The sequence below is a fragment of the Senimuribacter intestinalis genome, from assembly GCF_943192965.1.
Lineage (GTDB): Bacteria > Bacillota > Clostridia > Peptostreptococcales > Anaerovoracaceae > Senimuribacter > Senimuribacter intestinalis.
On record NZ_CALPCF010000007.1, the window covers coordinates 25,000 to 44,972 of the forward strand.

The window sequence follows — 19,973 nt, forward strand, 5'->3', positions numbered from 1 at the left end:
CATGCATATTTTCAAAGCTTTTCCTCAAAATATGCACGCCTTTCGCTTTAAACGTGCATATTTTAGAAAAAAATCAAGAAATTATGCACATCGACCAATACAGTCACTCTCATCGCCGGTGACCTGCCAGGTCATTACATCAGCGGGCTCAGCATTCGCAGTACCGCGTCGTAGAGAAGTCCCCAAAAGCTGCGCTTGCAATCCTCATGATGAATCTCGCGTGACACCCTAAAGGTCTCCAAACAGTCCTTCTTCACGTCCAGCACGGCCTGACAGCCTGCCAGAAGCGTGCCGCACTCAAAATGAAGAAACAGGCTTCGGTAATCCATATTAATCGTTCCCACCACAGCGACTTTATCATCACTGACAAAGCTCTTCGCATGGATAAAGCCCGGCGTGTACTGATAAATTTTGACACCTGCTTTGATGAGCGGCTCATAGTAAGATCGAGTCAGCCGGAATACAATTTTCTTGTCAGGAATAGCTGGCGTTACAATCCTCACATCGATACCCCGCTTTGCCGCAAGCACCAGCGCTGTCTTCATTTCATTGTCGATAATCAAATATGGCGTGAAAATATACACATAATCTTCCGCTTGATTGAGAATTTCCAGGTAGACATTTTCCCCTACTGGTTCGTCATCCAGCGGCGAGTCGCCGTAAGGCTGCACGATACCCTCCCCGCCAAAAGGTGCCGGATGCCCAGCGTGAGGTCTGAACCTGCTATAATCCTCTTCCGTAGGCAAAAATGCATTCCACATGTTGAGGAACATCACTGTAAAATTCCATACAGCATGTCCCGCAAGCCGAATTCCGGAATCTTTCCAGTGTCCAAAACGCTCAATTTTATTGATATATTCATCGGCAATATTGTAGCCGCCGGAATAAGCCACCTGCCCGTCAATGACGGTGATTTTTCGGTGGTCTCGGTTGTTGTATACCAGCGACAGGAACGGTCTCATTGTATTGAAACTAAGCACCTTAATTCCTGCCAGGCGCAATTTTTTCTCAAAACCCTTCGGGAGCAAATTCATGCTGCCTACATCATCGTAAATCAGGCGCACGTCTATCCCGGCAGCAGCTTTTTCTTTAAGGATTTCAAAAATGCCATCCCACATTTCGCCTCGTGAAATGATAAAATATTCCATAAAGATAAACTTCTGTGCACTGCGCAGGTCGAAAAGCATATCCTCGTAAACGTCATCACCTAAGGCATAATATTTGCTCTGCGTTCCTTTCCATGCCGGAAAGCCGCCTTTTGCAGCTATGTAATCCACTGTATCCAAAAGTCTGCCGGGTGCCAGATCCGTCAAATCGTCCTCTGGCTGCAAATCCTTTCTGTGCAGCTCCTCCTGCGGATTAATTCTCCATTTTAGCCATCTGGCAGGTCGCTTATTTCCAAAAAACGCATACATCGCCGCACCCAGCACAGGCAGCAGACATATTAGGAGAATCCATGCCGTCTTATATGCTGGATTATCATCTCTCCAGGTAATGAACAGTGCCATCAAAATCGAAGCAACACTAAATCCCAAAGAAACCCAGGTGCTGTACTCCGTCAGCGCCATCAGCGCTATGCCAAACCAGACTAGCTGTATCAGAATCAAAAATCCGGTAATCGTCATTCGATTCACTATTTTGCCAAAAATCTTTCCGGCAGTCGTTTTCATTGCTAAATTCCCTTTCCCAATTACTACATCATTTCCTAGAAAAAGCGGGCGATAACCGCCCGCCAAAATCGCTTTATCTCTAAGCTCGTTTCACTTTTACAGGTTCAGACCCTGACAAACATTGTTCAGAAAATCCTGCACGTTGGTTACAATGCCCTTTGCTGCAAGACTTCCTCGATCTCCCAGCTTATTTGCTGCAAATTCAGAAGTATCTACCATATAAAAATATACTGGTCTGATCGTTCCATCTGCAAGCACTCTGTAGGTAGGCGTCATGTTACCTGTAGCAATGGTGTGCAGAACTGTCGCCATGCCGATTACTGTAGTCGCTTTTCTGACATGGGATCGAATCGTATCCTGCCCTACATAAGTATGTTCATATACTTCCGGCAGCGGTCCGTCATCACGGATAGAACCGTTCAAAACAAACGGAACATCGTTCTTTACACAGGAATAAATAATTCCGTTTTTAATGCCTTCTTTTTCAATAAAAGCCGGGATAGAACCGTGGGTGTTGATACAGTTGATTGTATCCAGGTGATTATAATGTCCATTGACATACGGCGCCTGGGTTTTAATATCAGTACCCAGAGCAGTTCCAAGGTAAGCACCTTCAAGGTCGTGAGTTGCCAGTGCATTTCCTGCCAGAATCGCCTGCACATAGCCAGACTCGATGAGTTTTTCATAGCACTCTCTGGCTTTCGCATCAAAGGAGCAGGCAGGACCCAGCACCCAAACGATATAGCCATTATGTGCTTTTTCATATTTTAAAAGTTCCACAAGCTGTTCATAGTCATAGCTGAAACCCGTCTCCCTGCTTCTGCTCTGGCGGAATGCAAAGGTCTGGGCTCTGCCCGCTTCTTCTCTTTCAAAACAGTCAGCGTGAACATAAATGCCCTCTTCACAGTCCTCACTGCGCCCTACAACAACCTGGTCTCCCTGCTTCAGGTTTCTAAATTCTCTTACAAAAATTTGACCATTTTCAAAGACCGGCACGCTGTCCATACGGCTGTCCTCTGCCAAATACCAGTTACCACCGACCTTAAAATATTCCGGGTAAATAGATGTAGCATGAAATCCCGCCGGTGCGGCTTTATCCACAGGCGCTGCCACCAGTTTGGCATTAGGTGCGTTTACGAACTTTTCTTGGGAAAAATCCGGTTCAATATATTTGGGTAGTTTAAACATCTTTATCTCTTTTCTTCCTTATTTTGTGATTTTCTCTGCACCGCCCATATACTTTCTGAGCGCTTCCGGAATCACTACGCTGCCGTCAGCCTGCTGATAGTTTTCCAAAATTGCAGCTACAGTTCTACCTACTGCAAGACCGGAGCCGTTGAGAGTGTGCACAAATTCAGGCTTTCCTTTTTCTCTTCTGAAACGAATCCCTGCTCTTCTAGCCTGGAAATCCTCAAAGTTACTACAGGAAGAAATCTCTACATATCTACCGTAGCTTGGCATCCAGACTTCAATATCGTAAGTCATGGCGCTGGAGAAGCCCAAATCACCGGAGCTGAGTCTCACCACTCTATATGGAATGTTAAGGATTTTCAGCACCTCCTCTGCATCAGCAGTGAGTTTTTCCAGTTCATCATAGGAAGTTTCCGGGTCTACGAATTTTACCAGCTCAACCTTGTTAAACTGGTGCTGTCTGATAAGCCCTCTGGTATCTCTTCCTGCAGAGCCTGCTTCTGCTCTAAAACAAGGGGTATACGCAGTATAGTAAACTGGCAGTTCTTTTTCGTCCATGATTTCGCCGCCCCGGAGGTTGGTTACAGGAACCTCAGCAGTTGGAATCAAGAAAAAGTCTTTCTGCGGAATGTAGAACATATCTTCTTCAAATTTCGGCAGCTGACCTGTTCCAGTCATTGCAGCTCTGTTCACCATAAACGGCGGCAGAATTTCGGTGTAATCCTGGTCGATGGTGTGCAGATCCAGCATAAAATTGATCACTGCTCGCTCCAGTCTTGCCCCAAGTCCCTTATATACTGTAAATCTAGCGCCGGAAATTTTTGCAGCTCTCTCAAAGTCCAGAATGTCCAGATCTTCACCTACATCCCAGTGGGCTTTTGGTTCAAAATCGAAGGTTGTCGGCTCGCCAAACTTTCTAACCTCTACATTATCACTGTCGTCTTCGCCAAACTGTACGTCTTTGTACGGTGTATTCGGAATGCTGAGCAGCGCATTTTTCAGTTCTTCTTCCAAGACAGAAAGCTGTCCGTCCAGTTCCTTGATCTTACCGGACAGTTCCTTCATCTCTGCCATGATCGCAGTAGTATCCTCTCCTGCCTTTTTCAGCTTTGGAATTTTTCTGGAAACGGTATTCTGCTTATTTTTCATCGCTTCCACTTCTGCTAAAAGCTCTCTTCTCTGCTCATCGAGTTTCTTTACGTTATCAATACCGAAGTCGCCTTTGCCTCTAAACTCTACTCTGGCTTTTACGCCTTCAAAATCTTCTCTGATTCGTTTAATATCTAACATGGTTACACTCCTTTTACCATTTACTATAGCAAGTTTTTCTTATATCTAATGTACAAACTGCTCAGCAGGTTTACTTTCTGCTGAATTTCCAGCTGTAAATCTGATGCCAGATCGTAGTCACCCTCGTCCAGCGCATTCTTTGCTCTTGTCAGCAGACACTTTTCTGTGATAGTGTCCTTGGCAATCTCATGTCTGATCCGATCAATTTCAATCCAGTTTTTGATATCATAATCGGAAAAATCGTCAAGATTATGTACCTGCTTGCAGCTCCTGATAAAATTCATCGTATCCGGAATAATTCGGTCATGCAGCTCTGTTTTCCACTGTGACAAGGTCTGCTCACGGTAAGACTCCAGAACAATGTCCGGCATGACATTTCCTTCCTTAAACACTGCCAGTCTTTCCGGGTGTTCATCAAATGCACGAAGGTTTTCCCAAACCGTTGCAGGCGCATGACCAAAGAGGTGGTCACGTTCTTCCTCTGTAAAATCTTCAAACACGTTATACTCACTGCGATATTCCCGCTCTGTTTCCAGATAAAAATCATCCTGCCCGTGTTTTTTGGAGATGGAAGCCTCCAGCTCTTTTGGCGTTTTTCCTGCAGCAAGAACCGCATGCACACCATCTAAGATTGCCATATAGGAAGCTGCAATCACCAGATAGGTGTTGCTCTTCGGATTTGGCGCACGAAGCTCAAATCGAGTTGCCATCGGATTTTTCGGGTCTCTGATTAAACCCACCAAAACGGTTCTGTTTCTGGATGGCTCTGTCACAGCTCTGCCCAGGGAGGTAACGATACAAACCGGCGCTTCGTAGCCTGGCTTCAGACGGTTAAGGGAGTCATTTGATGAACTTACGAAAGGATTGATTACCTCATAGTTCTTCAAAATTCCCATCAGCGCGCCGTAACCCAGTGGATTCATAAAATCCTTACTGAAATCTGCCGGCGCAAACATGCTGACCATCTTACCATTTTTCAGCTTGGCTGCAAGACCCAGATGGGTATGCTCACCACTTCCCGCAACGCCCTCAAAAGGCTTCGCCATAAAGGTTACATCAAGACCGTGTTTAGTAAAGATGTCTCTCACCACGTACTTCACCTGATTCTCATTGTCTGCAGCCTGCATTGCATCTGCATACTTCCAGTCGATTTCAAGCTGCTCCATGACGTGGTCGTAATGCCCGCTGTGACCCATTTTTGCCTTGACGCCGCCGACTTCCTTGTGTCCCATCTCTACTTCAAAGCCATATTTATCTAATAGCATCAGCGTCTCTTCCAGGGCGGTTCTCACCTCTCCGTAAGTACGCTTCCAATACTGTTCTTTCAAAACCTGCGCTGTAAACAGCTGCTCTCTATCCCCTTTGTCATCTGGGGTTTTTACCCAAAATTCCAGTTCAGTGGCACTGGTCAGCACCAAATCTTCAATATCATCTACACTGTCAATGCCATTGATATACTCAAATACGTAAGGATATGCCGCAAGTTCTTCCATCAGCTTTTTCTTAAAGTGATTGAGCGCATCGCGAAGCACAACTCTGGATCCAACCTCAAAATTGTCGTTGTGTACCAAAAAGGATGGAATTCTAAGAGTTCCGATAGGGAGTCCTGTGCGGTATCCTAAGTGACTGAAATTATAATCCACATACCAGTTCACAGAAAGATCCGGAATGATATCAATCTTTGCATTATTGAGTACTGCAATACCCGGAAGTGCTACACTGGATCCATCAGTCTGCACACCGCCTGCCAGCATCTTATCTATGTCTTCAAGGAACAAATTTACGGGGATCTTTTCGTCGGTATCGTGGCCGCCGATATCAATTCCCACCAGGGAAACGAATTGGACTTCTGGATGTTCCTTTAATATCTTTGTAATCTCCTGCGCTGAATGGTTTGCTGCAGGAATCGTAAACAACATTTTATCTAAATCGTAGTCCAGCATATCGTCCTCCTTTATAAGCCAGATTATCTAAAAAATTATATAGAATAACGGGTTATGGGACATCCGCGCGCGAATGCCCCAATCTCCCAAATTCACTCTTAATTATGCTAACTTGTTCAAAGCTTCTTCCAGAGACTTCATATACTCCCCATACTTTGCCCAGTCTCCATTTTTCAGCGCATCCTGCGCTTTATCATAGCTTTCAGATGCCTGTTTAATCCAGTCAGCTGTAGTTTTTTCGGAGCTGCTCTGACCTCCATTCTGGTTGTCATCGCCATTGTTATCCACAGGTGCCTTTGTACCGGTTCCCTCTCCAAACAATGCTTCCAAAGCTTCCGCTAAGGTTTCCTCGTAAGCAATCTTGTCATCATAAGCAACAATAACACGTTTTACTTCCGGAATTGCGGAGTTTTCAGCCTCCAGATAAACCGGCTCCAGATAAAGCAGTGAAGACTCAATCGGAATGACGAAGAGGTTTCCTCTCTTATATGTCGTGCCTCTGGAACTCCACAGCGTAAAGTCACTGGAAATTTCAGGATTCTGGTTAATCTGCGCTTCAATCTGCATCGGACCGTATACAGTCTTGCTCTTCGGGAAGCTGTACAGCACCAGTTCACCGTAATGTTCGCCATCGTTTCTTGCCACCATCAAAGCAGTCATGTTCTGCTTTGACTTCGGCGTGAATGGCAGAGAGTTAAAGAACTCAGCGCTGTTCTCGCCCGGCAGTTTTGCGATATAGTAATTCGGCGACATCTTCTGCTGATCCTGTCCATAGATTTCATCAGCGATATCCCAAACGTCTTCATTCTGGTAGAATACCTTTACGTCTTCCATGTGGTAACGGCTGTATACGCCTGCCTGAATAGCAAAGAGTGTATTCGGATATCTGATATGAGCTACCAGGCTTTCCGGCATTTCATTCAAATCCTTAAACAGCGCCGGATAAATCTTCTGGAACGTCTTTGCAATCGGATCGGTGTCATCTACAATGTAGAAGTTTACATCGCCGTTATATGCGTCGATGACTACTTTTACAGAATTTCTGATATAGTTGATATCTCCATTCTTACCAGAATATGGCTCAGAATACGGATAGTAGGAGCTGGTAGTGTAAGCATCCAGCATCCAGTAAACCTTGCCGTCCGCAATCACTGCATACGGATCTTCCTCGTAACTCAGATACGGCATGATTTTCCGTACGCGATCCATCACGTTTCTGTTGATGATGATTCTGGAATCACTCTTAATATTGGAAGAAACCAAAAGTTTCATGCTCTGCTCCTTGATGGCAAACATCACACGGTTGAGCATATTCAGCTTGATGCCGGCTTCTCCCTCGTACTTGTTGTACTGGTTGGCGCTTCCGTCAGGATAGTCAAATTCTTCTTCACTGGTGTTGACCAGAATGTAATCGTTGGTCATTTCGCCGAAATAGATTTCAGGGCGATCCACAGAAATTTCCTCGATAGAGGACTGCGGCGGAATATTCTTAATCAGAACATCCGGCTGACCACTCTGGGTCACCGCGTCTACTCTGGACAGCGCGATACCGTAACCGTGGGTGTATTTCAAGTGTCTGTTGAGCCAAGTATCCTGAATCTTTTCTTTGTCAATTTCTCTAGTGGACAGATAGGTCTGGGTATATTCCCCGTTTACCATATATCTGTCTACGTCAACATCGTTGAATTTGTAGTACTGTCTGATACTCTGCGTCTGATTATAGAAAGTGTTTACAGGTTCATAGTCGTTAATACGAATATTTTCAATAGTTTCAGAGTTTCCTGCAATATCCTCGCTGGTCAGAGAATTGTCTGCATCGAATGATTTTACGGAAACATTGTCAAGCTGGTAAGCATACTGAGTATACTCAATATTTCTTTCCAGATATTTGGATTCCTTGTTAATCTCGTCCGGCGACACAATGAAGTTCTGCACCAGATAGCTTGCTCCGGTTCCCAGCGCACCAATCAGAATCATAATCACTGGAATCGTGAAAATTTTTCTGAACTGCTTCTTTTTGATGTGAATGATTACAGTAATTGCACCCAGCACCGCCAGTACGCAAAGAGCTCTGTAGACCCAAAGGGTAATATTTACATCGGTAAATCCAGCGCCGTATACTGCACCTGTATGGGTGTGGAGCAAGTCAAACTGCTTCAGGAAGAAGTTGATTCCAACCATCAGGAAGAATACTACGCCCAAGAAGGTCAGCTGACCGGAGGCAATGTGCAGAAGCTGCTTAAAATTGTTGTCGTCAAACTGTTTCTTTGGTTTTGCCGCTCTCGGCTGTGCCTTCTTTCCGGTAAAAGCTTCAAAAACTTTGTCAAACGGACTGTTACCGCCCATGCCGGAGAATGGGTTGTCTCCGCCGTCATAGCGTTCTTCACTGTCAAATTCAGGCTCCTGTTGCGGAGTCTCCTCTTCCTTAAACATATCCGGCGTATGCACGGACAGCAGGATAGAGTAGTAAATCACGGTAACTACAATAATCAGAAGCACCATGCCGATAAACATTTCGTTGAGCTGTTTTAAGAAATTCAGCTGGAAAATATAGAACGAAATGTCAATATGGAATAACGGGTCTTTGATATCGAACCCCGTTGCGTTAGCAAACTGCAAAATCTCAAACCACAAACTGCTTACTGCATAGAATGCGGAGAACAGCCCGAACGCCGCCGAGATCAGTGTCGTATAACGTCCCAGCTTCTTCATATCAGTTGCTTCGTGAGATGCAATCTTATTAAAATAGCCTTTTTTCAGCATTCTCAGATAGAAATTCATGATTAGTGTTAAAATCACAAAAATCGGAATACCCACTTCGAGTTCGGTCGTCAGTTGTTTCAGGAATACACTCACATATCCCATTTCTTTAAACCACAGCCAGTCCGTAATAAAGTTTATCAGTAATAAGAATAAGGCTAAAATAATTACGATAAACATGATGATTACGCTAAGCCGTCGCTGCCCTTTTGCGCTTTTCTTGTTCAAAATTAGTCCTCCTAAATTGTTTTGATTTCTACAATCTGCATAGTCTTATTGACCGGCTCCATGTAGACAATCTGCTTTTCTGTAAATTCTTCGCTTGTACTGCTGTCAACTTTGACTACAGAAACATAAACGTAAAATCCCGCTCCACCGGCACGGATATCTCCAATAGCCAGCTTATTGATTCCGTATGAAACATCTTCGCTTTCGTTCATCTCCTGTATCTCAGAATAAAGTGCAGAAGTCTCATCTACAAAATCCAAAACGTCTTCGTTCTTTCCATTTATTTTGTCTACCCAAGCGGAGTAGAACTGGACTACTGTGCCTATGATTTCACCTCCATAGGTTACAGAATTTCCTTCATCATCTGTGTACCATGGCTTATCGGCAAAGGTATACGCATTGCTGAAGCCCTCAAAACCATAGTCGTTCCCATCTTCAAACAACAAATTCTGGGCCTCTTCGCAAACTGCAATATTAGTCCCCAGCCCTTTCTTCGCTTCGATAAGCTGTGCAATTTCACTAGCCGTTGGTACCGGTTCTTGCGGCGGCTCCTCTTCCTGGGTTTCTCCCGCAAAAATACCAAGAATCTGGTGATAGCCGTTGTCAATCATCTTGCCAGCTGCCGAGTCCGGTGCAAAATGCAGAACTCCTATCGCTATCAAATCCAGTACGATAAAAATGCAAAGGAAAATTCCAATTACTTTTAGGACCTTTCCTTTCTTTTTTGGCGCTTCCGCAGCAGCATCATCGTCGTCATCAGCGCCAAAGACATCGTAAAAAGTAAGCCTTGATCGGTCTTCTTCTGCTTTCTTTTCCGCAGTCCTGCTGGGGGGAAGCTGCGATGCAGCGTCACCTTCTTCCTGCGCAAGTTCTTCCAGGGTCGGCACTTCATCGGTGTGAAATGTCTCTGCCTCTGCAAAGCCCGTCTCAACCTCCGGCTGCGGTACTACCTGCGGCTGATCAAGTTCAAGATATCCTTCCGGCGTGCTCGCCAGCTCAACTCCAATGTAGGAATCCTCCTGAGACTGATCCTCTATAGGGAAGACTTCCGTTCCCTCCTGCTCAGTCTCGGCTTCCGGTTCCACAGAATCGCTCTCCCACCACAATTCCTCTTTTGATTCTTCTATTTTTTCGGTAACTGCTTCGGTAAACGCTTTGTCGCCAGGCAGTGTCCAGTCAAATTCCTCATGTCTGCTTTCTTGGGTAGTTTTCGACTGCTCTTCACGTGCCGTCTCTGCCTCCTGCTCTGCGATAAAGCTGGGAACAAAATCCTGCCCACTCTGAATCCGCTCATATTCCTGATCTAAAAGCGCCTGAAAAGCTGCATTCTTTTGATTGAAAGTATAGAACTTATCTATTCCGTCTGCCTTGCCCGCGCCTCTGTCCATTACACGGGTCGGCTCCTGTGCTTCAAAGGTGCCCATCTCCGCAAACAGCCGCTCCGGTTCAACGGCTTCATCACCTGTGGTTTTGACAGATTCCGGCTCTGCTGTTTCTTCAGACTCTTTTTCCGGCGCTTCTGCCGCTTCCTCTGCTGCTTCCGCCCGCTGCTGACTCTGCGCAAGTTCTCTAGCAAAAAGATTGCGCTGTTTTTCTTCTAATACTGAATCCCAGTTGAAGTCGATATCCTCGGTCTTTTTATTGTCTGTCGGGTACCCATCCAGATCCCAGTCAAAGCGTTCTGGTGCAACACTTCTCCTGATCATCACTTCTTCTGTTTTCGCTGCCTGTGCATCGGTCTGCTTAAAGGCAGGCACGAACGCATCTTCGCCTTCTTCGACTCTGGTGCCGCACTTGCTGCAGAACTTGTCGTCAGTGCCCAGCAGTTTTCCACATTCTTTACAATACATCGCTGCCTCCTACCAAACTCTATTCTTTATTCTTTGATTTGTTCTTCTAATTCTTCTATGGTGTACGTTTTTCCTTTTTTTGAAACACAGCAATCTCTACTAAAATACTTCTTAGGTGCCTGTTGCTCGTCCAAAGTTGCAGCCGTCTCAGCCATCTCTGCTGCTTCCGCTGCCCTGGTCAAAATCTGCTCTGTCGAAGGTGCTTTCTCTGTCAGAGAGATTGCCTCGCAGGTGCCTTTGTCTGCTGTTCTGTTATCTATGTATATGACTTCGGATTTCTTTTCTTTCAGACTGCTGACCGCCGCGCTGATCTCGCTGACCGTATCATTGAGTTCGGAAAGCAGCTGTCGTTTCTTCTTTGCATGCAGCGTCGCCCGCATCAGCAGCACTGCGGCAAGCACGGCCAAACCCAGCACCATCAAAATCTCGATTGTCACTTGATGATTCATCATAAAATTCCCGAATTTTCCGATTGCATTCATCGCTTCTCCTCCTGATAGACTTCATAATATTATACACTAAAATTCCAGCGATAGCAAACGATATAGGCGATTTTTTCAACTTTTTCCCCACAAAACCATACAAAAAGAGCCGGATTCACAGGCTCTTTCATTTGAGAGATGATCAATCCGACTCTTTCCGCTTGCACAGAGATTAATATTCGTTCTTTTCTGCGTTGTTTCTCTGATCAGAATTCTTCTGGTTCTTCTGGTTATTCTTGTTGTTCTGCTTGTTGTTTTTCTGGTTATTCTTTTCCATGGTTTTCACCCTCCTTTTATTTGTCAGGCTTAGTGTGCGCACCCATAAAAAAAATTATAATTGGAAAATCTTGCACTTTGCTGATAAGTGGCGTAAAATGAGGAGTAATCTTTTTAGAAAGGACAACTGCTATGCTGGCGAATTTACTTTTTTGTCTCAATGCGACTATTCCTCTGTTTCTACTGCTGGTGCTGGGCATGGTTTTTACAAAATTTAAGATATTCGATGAAGTATTTGTTGCAAAGCTGAACAGCTTCGTCTTTCAAATTGCTTTGCCGGTGCTGGTCTTCTATGATTTATGCAGGGAAGATTTTTACAGCCTGTGGGACGGCAGGTTTGTGCTTTTTTGCTTTATCGCAACAGCTCTCTCCATCGCGTTGACCGCCGCAATTGCCTTTCTTCTGCCAGACAAATCCACGCGCGGCGAATTCATTCAAGCCGCCTATCGCAGCAGTGCGGCGATTCTCGGCATCGCACTCATTCAAAATCTGTACGGAAGCAGCGGCATGGCTCCGCTGATGATCATCGGCTCAGTTCCCCTTTACAATATCATGGCAGTGGTGGTTTTGTCTTTCTTCCAACCAGCTCACGGTACACTAGACAAAAAACGGCTGGCATCCGCCGGAATCGGCATTCTGAAAAATCCCATCCTTTGGGGCGTGTTGCTAGGTTTATTCTGGGCACTTTTAAATCTACCGATGCCACAAATTTTAGACAGAACACTGGAAAATATTGGTCGTCTTGCTACGCCACTGGGATTACTTTCCATGGGCGCCGCCTTTGACATAAAAAAAGCGCTGAAAAGCGCTAAATCTGCGGGTCTCGCCGCATTTATCAAATTAATCGGACTAGGTCTTATCGTCGTGCCCATTGCCGTCTTCATGGGATTTACGGGGAATAAACTAGTTTCCATCCTCATCATGTGCTGTTCTTCTACCACGGTCAGCAGCTACATCATGGCAAAAAACATGGATCACGAAGGTACCCTAACCAGCAGCACCATTATGCTGACTACTTTTTTCCTTGCATTTACCCTAACAGGCTGGCTTTTCGTCCTGAAAACTTTAGGTCTGCTATAAAAGCTGCGCTGACACCTCATCTCTTAGGGGAATCGAAGGCGCTGCGCCCTCTCTGCCCACGGCAATAGAAGCCGCCTTTGATGCAAGGTCGAGGCATTCTGAAACCCTTTTGCCCTCCATCATTGCCGCAATAAAATATCCCGTAAAAGTATCTCCTGCTGCAGTCGTATCCACCACTTCCACCGGATAAATAGGCTGTCTACACTCTACACTTTCATCGCGATAGCATGCTCCATCTCCGCCCAAGGTCAAAACCACCTTTGCCTGTGAATACAGCCGCGCCAGTTCCTGCAAAATTGCTGCAGGCTCTTTTTTTCCTGTAATCTGTTCTCCCTCCACTTCGTTGAGCAAAAACATGGAAATTTTGCTGAAATCACAAAACTTTAAGTTATCATCGAAAGGCGACGGATTGAGTATGATTTTCATGCCCCGCTCATAGGCTTTGTCAATGATAACATGTAGGAGATTGACTTCGTTTTGTAGCAATAAAACGTCTCCCTCTCCAAAAGATTCCAAAACCTGGTTTATGTAATGCTCGGTCAATAACCGGTTTGCTCCGCCATAGAGTAGAATACAGTTCTGACCGCTTTTGTCCACCTGAATGATGGCATGACCAGTTTTGCCCGGCAGGGTTTTGATATATGAAGTCTCCACACCGGCTTCCTCCAACGCCTGCAAGAGCATAGCCCCATCCTCTCCAATGCACCCTGCATGATAAACCTCTGCCCCTGCTTTTGCAAGAGCGATGGACTGATTTAGACCCTTGCCACCGCAAAAGGTTTCAAGTCTTGTAGACGCCAGAGTTTCACCAGGAGTCACCATGTGTTCTACATGATAAACATAGTCCAGATTTAAAGAGCCAAAATTCAATATTTTCATCTACAAAACTCCTCTACAAACCAGTTTTCAAATTTTTCTGCGTCCACCTCAGTGCAGACGTTGATATTTGCTGCTTTTTCTCCATTGCGCACGGCACGAAAATCAGAAACCGTCGTACCTGCCGCCACCCCTTCTGTGGCAACTTCAATAGACATCATTTCTGTTTTGAAAAACTCCGGGTGCAAAAGATATGCAATGGTGCAGGCGTCGTGAACAATCAGTCCCGTGTCAAGGCTACCACCTCTATAATGTTCAAAGAGGGAAAACAACATGTGCCCCGCAGGACCGCTTTTATCAATGCGCTCTGCCGCCGGTCTATGAAGCAGGGCAAGTCTTGTCACATTAAGCCCCAGCATGGTAATAGGCACACCAGATTCAAAAACAATAGCTGCCGCATGGGGATCATTATAAATATTAAATTCAGCCGTAGAATTGGTATTTCCTCCGCTAAGACCTCCGCCCATGGTGACAATTTCGGCAATCTTTGTTTTTACCTCCGGATACAGTCTGAACAAAATGGCGATATTGGTGTGGGTGCCGATTACCACCAGCGTAACCTTTTCCTCGCTTGCCATAATCATCTCGCGCATAGCTTCTACTGCGTGCTTTTCCAACGGTTTTCTCTGTAACGGTGGAAAATCAAAACCGTCCATTCCGGTGAGCCCATGAATTTCCGGACACGGTTCCAGCGTCCGCATTAAAGGCTGCCCGCAGCCCTTGGCAACAGGAATATCCACATCTAAAAACTCGGTCAGTTTCAGGGCGTTGGCAGTAGTTTTCTCGACTTCCACATTAGCGCCTACAGTGCTCAAAAGTCGTACATCTAAACTTGGATTTCTGATGGCAATGACAATTGCTGCTGCATCATCAATGCCCGGATCAGTATCAAAAATAATCGGTCTTGGGTTCATCATAAGGTTCTCCTTTCTGGATTTTAGTTGTATTCCGCGTAATTTACGGCAGCAGGTATGGATCGTCAATCTCCAGCATTTCCAAAAGCCGCAGCACAGTTTCTTTGACCTGCGGCCGCGTGTTGAAATAGCCGAAAGAAAACTGCGCCACGCCGTTTTCCACGCCGATTAAAATATCTTTTTCTTTCATATAGTCACGAATTTCCTCCGCCGTGAATCCCTCTGCCGTAATGCAAATAGTCGGCAGTCTATCTCCCGGACCGTAGTCACCGTGGACTTTGACAGAGTTCATAGCTTTAGCAGATTCAAAAAATCTCTTCGCCAGTCTATGGGGCAGCATTGCGATGCCGTAAATGCCCGTTTCCAAAATAAATTCTATTGATTCAGCAAAGGTTTTCAGCGCTCTTTGCTGTGGACCTTCTATTTGGCTCGCCAGCGCCTGCAACGCTGTTTCATCCACTCCGTCTCTAAGACAGATTCCACCGACACCGGAAGCCCCCATAAGCATTTTCTCACTGGTAATGCAGTAAACATCTACGCCTAGATTTTCAAGGTTTACATCGATTGCGCCTGCCGTCAGTCTGCCATCTGAAATGACAAGGACTTTGTGCCCTCTTGCAATAGAAGAAATCCTTTCCAGGTCAGCCACATTCCCCGTCAGGCTGCATCCATGGGCACAAACCACCGCACAGGTATCCTCTTCAATCAAATCTCCCAGGGTGCTATACTGCAGTCTGCCGCAATGGTCTGCCTTCAGTCTGCTGATTCTGCACTCCAAATCGGAAAGCACCTGCAATGTATCCGCCTTCTCAAAAGCGCCGACAATCACATGTCCACCTCTTGGAACAAAGGCGCGCAACGCCGTCTCTATGGCAGCACTTCCTCCGTTTGTCAGATATATATTTTCTGGTCTTTTGCAGTGAAGCAGCTTCGCAGTCAGCTCCTTCACCTGCTGGTCGCCGACTGGGTCCAAATCCCTCGCCGCCGGTTTGTGAATCGTCTTTTCGATGTTGTTCAAATAAATCATATAGCCTTCCTCTCTGTTCGCGCAGTTTCTGTTAGCACTATTATATATGATTTTGCCGCTGTTGTCACGTCCACCGTCGCTTCTGCACCATTTTCCCTCAAAACTTCCCTCTTGGTGCACTTTTTCAGGGCCAAACGGTCGTAGCTGCACCATTTTTCAAAAAATCCGCTCTCATGGTGCGAAAATCACTTGCCGTACTCCATAGTGAAGCAATTTCACGTCTATACAGCTGAGGTTCACTGTCTATCCAATCACATTTTTGGAAGTCCCTGTAATATGATGGAAATAATCAATTCTGCAATCCCCTTGTCCCGCACCATTGCCCTTGATTCTGACACAAATGGTGCAGATTTAGCTAATTCCAAAGAAAAAACTGCACCATTTGCTTATTTTTTTCGCAAAATGGTGCAAGAATCGTTAAATCATTATTCCCGTATAAACCCTGCGTCTTTTTCAAGCGCCTCCGGTTGGTCCGATACATACCGCCATAGTAAATATTCACTGTAATTTCCATTTCCTTCCGAACATCAAAATACGGTCTCGCCCAAATATTTATCATGAGGTGCAATCAGGCATTTCTCAATAGATTTCCAATAGCTCTCGTAGAGCTTTTTCTGTGCTGTTCCATAGTTCTCCCTGGTGTCAAATTCCCAGTAAAGCATATACTTTACACTTTTTACAACCCGTTTGATTTCAAGGGGCGGCAAACCTTCTCTGATTTGTTCCATATCTATACGGTGATTTCTTTTTACAAATCTAAGAAAAAGCAGTCCCTCCTGCTTCTTCAGAAAGTCCTCTGCCTTCGCCATGAGTTCCTCAAACTCCTCAACCTTTTGCGGCTTCACCTGATAAATGCAAATTTCTGTAAATGACATGGTATGCCTCCTTTTCCTTAACTTCTATCCTGTTTCATCTTCCATCGGACAAAACTCTTCGTCAAAACAGCGATAATCACCACAACGCCCACAAGTCCGCCGTGAAGTAAAATTTCTGTGTACCATGGAGCTGACCGCATAGTATAAAGCTCCGGGCGGGTTTTGTAGTGCCAAAAGGTAAAGATTGTCTTTCCGGCAAAAACTCCGAGAAATGAATAAATTACTATGGTTGTAATTTGGTTTACTTTTTTTAACATGCAAATTTCTCCTGTTATTTTACTTCGAATTAGCAAATCTTGTCTAGCGCCTTGCAATGATGCGCTGGAATTTCCTATCGGCTTGCTCAGCAAAGAATTTTGGAGTACAAATCTGACTTAAGTGGTAACATATCTTTTGCTTTCAAGTGACAGCCATCTATACCACCCGGGTCTTTTATTGTAAAATACGCCAGTTTAGACGCTTTGTCCACAATATCGGGCGGCGCATACCCCCGACAAAATTCTGCCTTTTTGTTTCCATTATACTAGACAATCACTGCCAAATCATCATTTTTTTATTTATACGCATGCCATACCTTCCTGACTTTTCCTTCCTCTGTAGTAATCCTTTGCATCTCGAGCCCCTGCGATTTGATTGCAGGCAAAGAAAAAACAGACACCAAATGGTATCTGTTTTCTTTATTGGTACACCCACAGGGGCTCGAACCCTGGACACCCTGATTAAGAGTCAGGTGCTCTACCAGCTGAGCTATGGATGCACATTATTCAGTTCAGTGCTCATTGGCACATTTGATATAATAACACTTTTACAATAGCTTGTCAATGACTTTTTTCTTTTTTCTCAGGCTGCCGTAGTTTTCCCCCAGTGCATATATTCACCAAAACCTCCAAATATATGCACATGCACGTGCATATATTTGTGAAAACCATTTAAAATATGCAGATTCATAGTCAATATACGGTCAACTTTCCAGCGTTCGGTCTATAAATCTGCATATATTCCTTACTTTCTTCAAAAATATGCACAGCCTGTCGAAAGAACCTGCATATTTTCGAGGAAAACACAGATTCTATGCACAACAGCACAACAGGTTTCGGCACGGCCAGCTAATGCCCATCTGGACGGCCAGCGAGTTCGCCCCAAAGTTGCAGCAGCTACAGCAGTTCCAGCAGCTCAGAAAATTCTAAATCTCCTTCCGGGCACTTATGCTCTTCGGGATGTTCCTCTGCCATTTTGCGATATTTCACCATCATTTCAGCAAAAATCTCCGCTGAAGTCGGCGGCGTATAGCTGATTGTATTTGCCCCTGCCTGAATGGTTTCCAGAATCGTTTCATCCGTCGGTCCGCCTGTTGCGATAATCGGCACCTTCGGAAAATCCTTGCGAATGTGGCGCACCAGCTGCGGCGTCTTTGCTGCAGCAGATACGTTGAGAATATCGGCTCCAGCTCTTAGCCTGGCATCAATGTCGGTTGAATCACTGACTACTGTTGCTACAATTGGAATATCAATCACTTTTTTTATCATTGCTACATTATCATTAGTCATAGGTGCATTGACAACTACGCCATATGCCCCCTGGGCTTCAGCGTCCTTTGCCATAATAGCAGCACGAAAGCCCTGCGTTGTGCCTCCGCCGATTCCTGCAAGAACCGGCACCGATGATGCATTGATAATTGCATCAGAGATAATCTGCTGCGGCGTAAAAGGATAAACGGCAAGAATCGCATCCGCATTACAGTTTCTGATAATAGCTATGTCTGTAGAAAACAGAACCGACTTGAGTCTTCTCCCCATGATTACAATGCCCTTGGCCTGCCAGATGACTTCCGGTATCTGTAAATATTTTGCTCTAAGCGTTCCACTAATTCTAGGTATTTCTTTTTCTCCCATGCTGAACCTCCTCCTTGAATGATACGTCAATTATACACCAGCAGGGCGTCAATGTTCAATTATTTTTTCTTCATATTTTTTCCTAATTGTGTTATACTGGTGATACTTGCGATAAAATATAGAAAGGAGATTTTTTACTATGATTTACAGATACAAAACCCAAGGCACCTGCGCCGGTTATATTGATGTGGAGGTCGAAAACGGAGTTCTGAAACAGGCTGTTTTTCACGGCGGCTGTAACGGTAATCTACAGGGAATCAGCAAGCTGGTTTCCGGCATGTCCGTCGACCAACTGAAAGAAACACTTTCTGGCATTCGCTGCGGATTTAAAGCAACGTCCTGTCCTGACCAGCTGGTAAAAGCAGTGGAAGCCGCTATTGCCCAGGAGGAAGCCAACTAAATATGACCGATTTTATGTGCAAACGTTTCGTGAAAAATCACGAAAATACGAAAGAGCCGCAAGTTCGAGAAGGGTATGGCAAGCTTGCCAGCGTAGTCGGCATTATTTCCAATGCCATCCTCTGCATTGCAAAAATTCTGGTAGGGCTGATTTCCGGAAGTATCGCCATCATCGCAGATGGTATCAACAATCTGGCAGATGCTTCTTCCTCCGTCATCACTTTGGCGGGGTTCAAACTCTCTGCTTTGCCCGAGGATGAGGAACATCCTTATGGTCATGCCCGCATTGAATATATCACCGGTATGATTGTTTCCGTTCTCATCGTTGTAGTCGGTGTGGAACTGATTAAATCCTCCATAGATAAAATTCTGCACCCGGAGCCGCTGGAGTTCAGCTGGTCTATGGTCATCGTGCTGCTCCTTGCGATTCTTTTGAAGGTCTGGCAGGCAATGTTCAACATCAAAATCGGTAAGAAAATCAATTCTGTCGCTTTAACTGCTACCGGAACAGACAGCCGCAACGATGTAATTTCGACCACTGCAGTGCTTTTCAGCATCATCATCGGCAAGATGGCAAATATCCAAATTGATGGATACATGGGCGTCCTTGTGGCGTTGTTCATCATCTGGTCCGGTATTGGACTCATAAAAGAAACATCCAGCCCACTCTTAGGGGAAGCCCCTGACCCGGATTTGGTTGCCGCTATCAGCGAAATGGCTTCAGACTTTGACGGCGTGCTGGGCATTCACGATTTGGTCGTTCACAATTACGGTCCCGGTAAAGTTTTTGCTTCCATCCATATTGAGGTGGACGCAAACGGCGATTTGATGGAAAGCCATGACATGGTGGACAATATCGAGCGGCAGCTATCTAAAAAGCTTCACATCGTACTTACTGCTCACATGGATCCAATCAAAGTCGATGATCCGATAGTAGCCTTAATGAACGAAGTAACAACAAAAGTAACAGACAGCCTGGACGGCATATCCAACGTCCACGACCTGCGTGTAGTTCCTGGACCGACTCACACCAACATCATCTTTGATATCGTTGTAAATCCAAGCTGCAAGCTTTCCAACAAAGAAATACACCAGGCATTTACAGATGCGATCAAAGCCATCGACGAAAACTATTTTGTCGTCATCAACTTTGATAAGAACTATGTAAATCAAGTGTAGCAATATAAAGTACAATAAAAGAGACTGACTCACAAGGCATG

At 45.2% G+C, this 19,973-nt stretch carries 17 protein-coding genes and 1 tRNA gene; 4 read left to right on the forward strand and 14 right to left on the reverse strand.

The window, feature by feature from the left end:
• Positions 1-134 precede the first annotated feature (134 nt).
• From cls to NFR88_RS07750, 7 genes are all read right to left on the reverse strand, one after another.
• A complete protein-coding gene (gene cls / locus NFR88_RS07720; protein ID WP_160202539.1) occupies positions 135-1,670 on the reverse strand; it encodes a cardiolipin synthase in 1,536 nt (511 codons plus the stop codon).
• Positions 1,671-1,766: 96 nt separating this feature from the next.
• A complete protein-coding gene (locus NFR88_RS07725) occupies positions 1,767-2,858 on the reverse strand; it encodes a putative NPN-dependent ornithine cyclodeaminase (RefSeq protein ID WP_160202538.1) in 1,092 nt (363 codons plus the stop codon).
• 18 nt (positions 2,859-2,876) lie between these two features.
• Positions 2,877-4,151 (reverse strand): serine--tRNA ligase, encoded by a 1,275-nt coding sequence (gene serS, locus NFR88_RS07730; RefSeq protein WP_251614810.1) that lies wholly within the window; start codon positions 4,149-4,151, stop codon positions 2,877-2,879.
• A gap of 23 nt (positions 4,152-4,174) precedes the next feature.
• Entirely contained in the window at positions 4,175-6,094 is a 1,920-nt protein-coding gene (locus NFR88_RS07735; protein ID WP_160202536.1) for a glutamine synthetase, read from the reverse strand.
• A gap of 102 nt (positions 6,095-6,196) precedes the next feature.
• Positions 6,197-9,082 carry a UPF0182 family membrane protein gene (locus NFR88_RS07740; protein WP_251614812.1) on the reverse strand — a complete coding sequence of 962 codons (2,886 nt, stop codon included), beginning with the start codon at positions 9,080-9,082 and terminating at the stop codon, positions 6,197-6,199.
• Positions 9,083-9,093: 11 nt separating this feature from the next.
• Positions 9,094-10,932, reverse strand: coding sequence for a zinc ribbon domain-containing protein (locus NFR88_RS07745; RefSeq protein ID WP_251614815.1), 1,839 nt, complete (start codon positions 10,930-10,932; stop codon positions 9,094-9,096).
• 26 nt (positions 10,933-10,958) lie between these two features.
• Positions 10,959-11,414, reverse strand: coding sequence for a hypothetical protein (locus NFR88_RS07750; RefSeq protein WP_160202534.1), 456 nt, complete (start codon positions 11,412-11,414; stop codon positions 10,959-10,961).
• Between the two features lie 408 nt (positions 11,415-11,822).
• On the opposite strand from NFR88_RS07750, the gene NFR88_RS07755 reads away from it, so the two are divergent.
• On the forward strand, positions 11,823-12,770 hold the full coding sequence (locus NFR88_RS07755) for an AEC family transporter (protein WP_371874454.1): 948 nt from the start codon (positions 11,823-11,825) through the stop codon (positions 12,768-12,770).
• Here NFR88_RS07755 and NFR88_RS07760 read toward each other — a convergent pair.
• The 3 genes from NFR88_RS07760 to NFR88_RS07770 are packed head-to-tail and all read right to left on the reverse strand — an operon-like array spanning position 12,765 to position 15,740.
• Complete coding sequence (locus NFR88_RS07760) at positions 12,765-13,649, reverse strand: ribokinase (RefSeq protein ID WP_160202533.1); 885 nt, start codon at positions 13,647-13,649, stop codon at positions 12,765-12,767. The genes NFR88_RS07755 and NFR88_RS07760 overlap by 6 nt on opposite strands.
• The gene (gene rihC, locus NFR88_RS07765; RefSeq protein ID WP_201759590.1) at positions 13,646-14,563 is read right to left on the reverse strand and encodes a ribonucleoside hydrolase RihC; all 918 of its coding nucleotides are present in this window, start codon (positions 14,561-14,563) and stop codon (positions 13,646-13,648) included. The genes NFR88_RS07760 and rihC overlap by 4 nt, the downstream gene beginning before the upstream one ends.
• A gap of 40 nt (positions 14,564-14,603) precedes the next feature.
• On the reverse strand, positions 14,604-15,740 hold the full coding sequence (locus NFR88_RS07770) for an aminotransferase class V-fold PLP-dependent enzyme (RefSeq protein WP_251614817.1): 1,137 nt from the start codon (positions 15,738-15,740) through the stop codon (positions 14,604-14,606).
• Positions 15,741-15,863: 123 nt separating this feature from the next.
• Between NFR88_RS07770 and NFR88_RS07775 the strand changes: the two genes are divergently transcribed.
• A complete protein-coding gene (locus NFR88_RS07775; RefSeq protein WP_251614821.1) occupies positions 15,864-16,094 on the forward strand; it encodes a hypothetical protein in 231 nt (76 codons plus the stop codon).
• A 20-nt stretch (positions 16,095-16,114) separates the two neighbouring features.
• On the opposite strand, the gene NFR88_RS07780 is transcribed toward NFR88_RS07775, so the two are convergent.
• The 4 genes from NFR88_RS07780 to NFR88_RS07795 form a co-directional block, all read right to left on the reverse strand.
• Positions 16,115-16,462, reverse strand: coding sequence for a hypothetical protein (locus NFR88_RS07780; protein WP_160202530.1), 348 nt, complete (start codon positions 16,460-16,462; stop codon positions 16,115-16,117).
• A 17-nt stretch (positions 16,463-16,479) separates the two neighbouring features.
• Complete coding sequence (locus tag NFR88_RS07785) at positions 16,480-16,719, reverse strand: hypothetical protein (protein WP_160202529.1); 240 nt, start codon at positions 16,717-16,719, stop codon at positions 16,480-16,482.
• Between the two features lie 424 nt (positions 16,720-17,143).
• Positions 17,144-17,219: transfer RNA gene (locus NFR88_RS07790), tRNA-Lys, on the reverse strand.
• A 397-nt stretch (positions 17,220-17,616) separates the two neighbouring features.
• Positions 17,617-18,354 (reverse strand): beta/alpha barrel domain-containing protein, encoded by a 738-nt coding sequence (locus tag NFR88_RS07795; RefSeq protein ID WP_251614824.1) that lies wholly within the window; start codon positions 18,352-18,354, stop codon positions 17,617-17,619.
• 139 nt (positions 18,355-18,493) lie between these two features.
• On the opposite strand from NFR88_RS07795, the gene NFR88_RS07800 reads away from it, so the two are divergent.
• A complete protein-coding gene (locus tag NFR88_RS07800; RefSeq protein ID WP_160202519.1) occupies positions 18,494-18,754 on the forward strand; it encodes a TIGR03905 family TSCPD domain-containing protein in 261 nt (86 codons plus the stop codon).
• Positions 18,755-18,756: 2 nt separating this feature from the next.
• Complete coding sequence (locus NFR88_RS07805; protein ID WP_251614827.1) at positions 18,757-19,932, forward strand: cation diffusion facilitator family transporter; 1,176 nt, start codon at positions 18,757-18,759, stop codon at positions 19,930-19,932.
• Positions 19,933-19,973 lie beyond the last annotated feature (41 nt).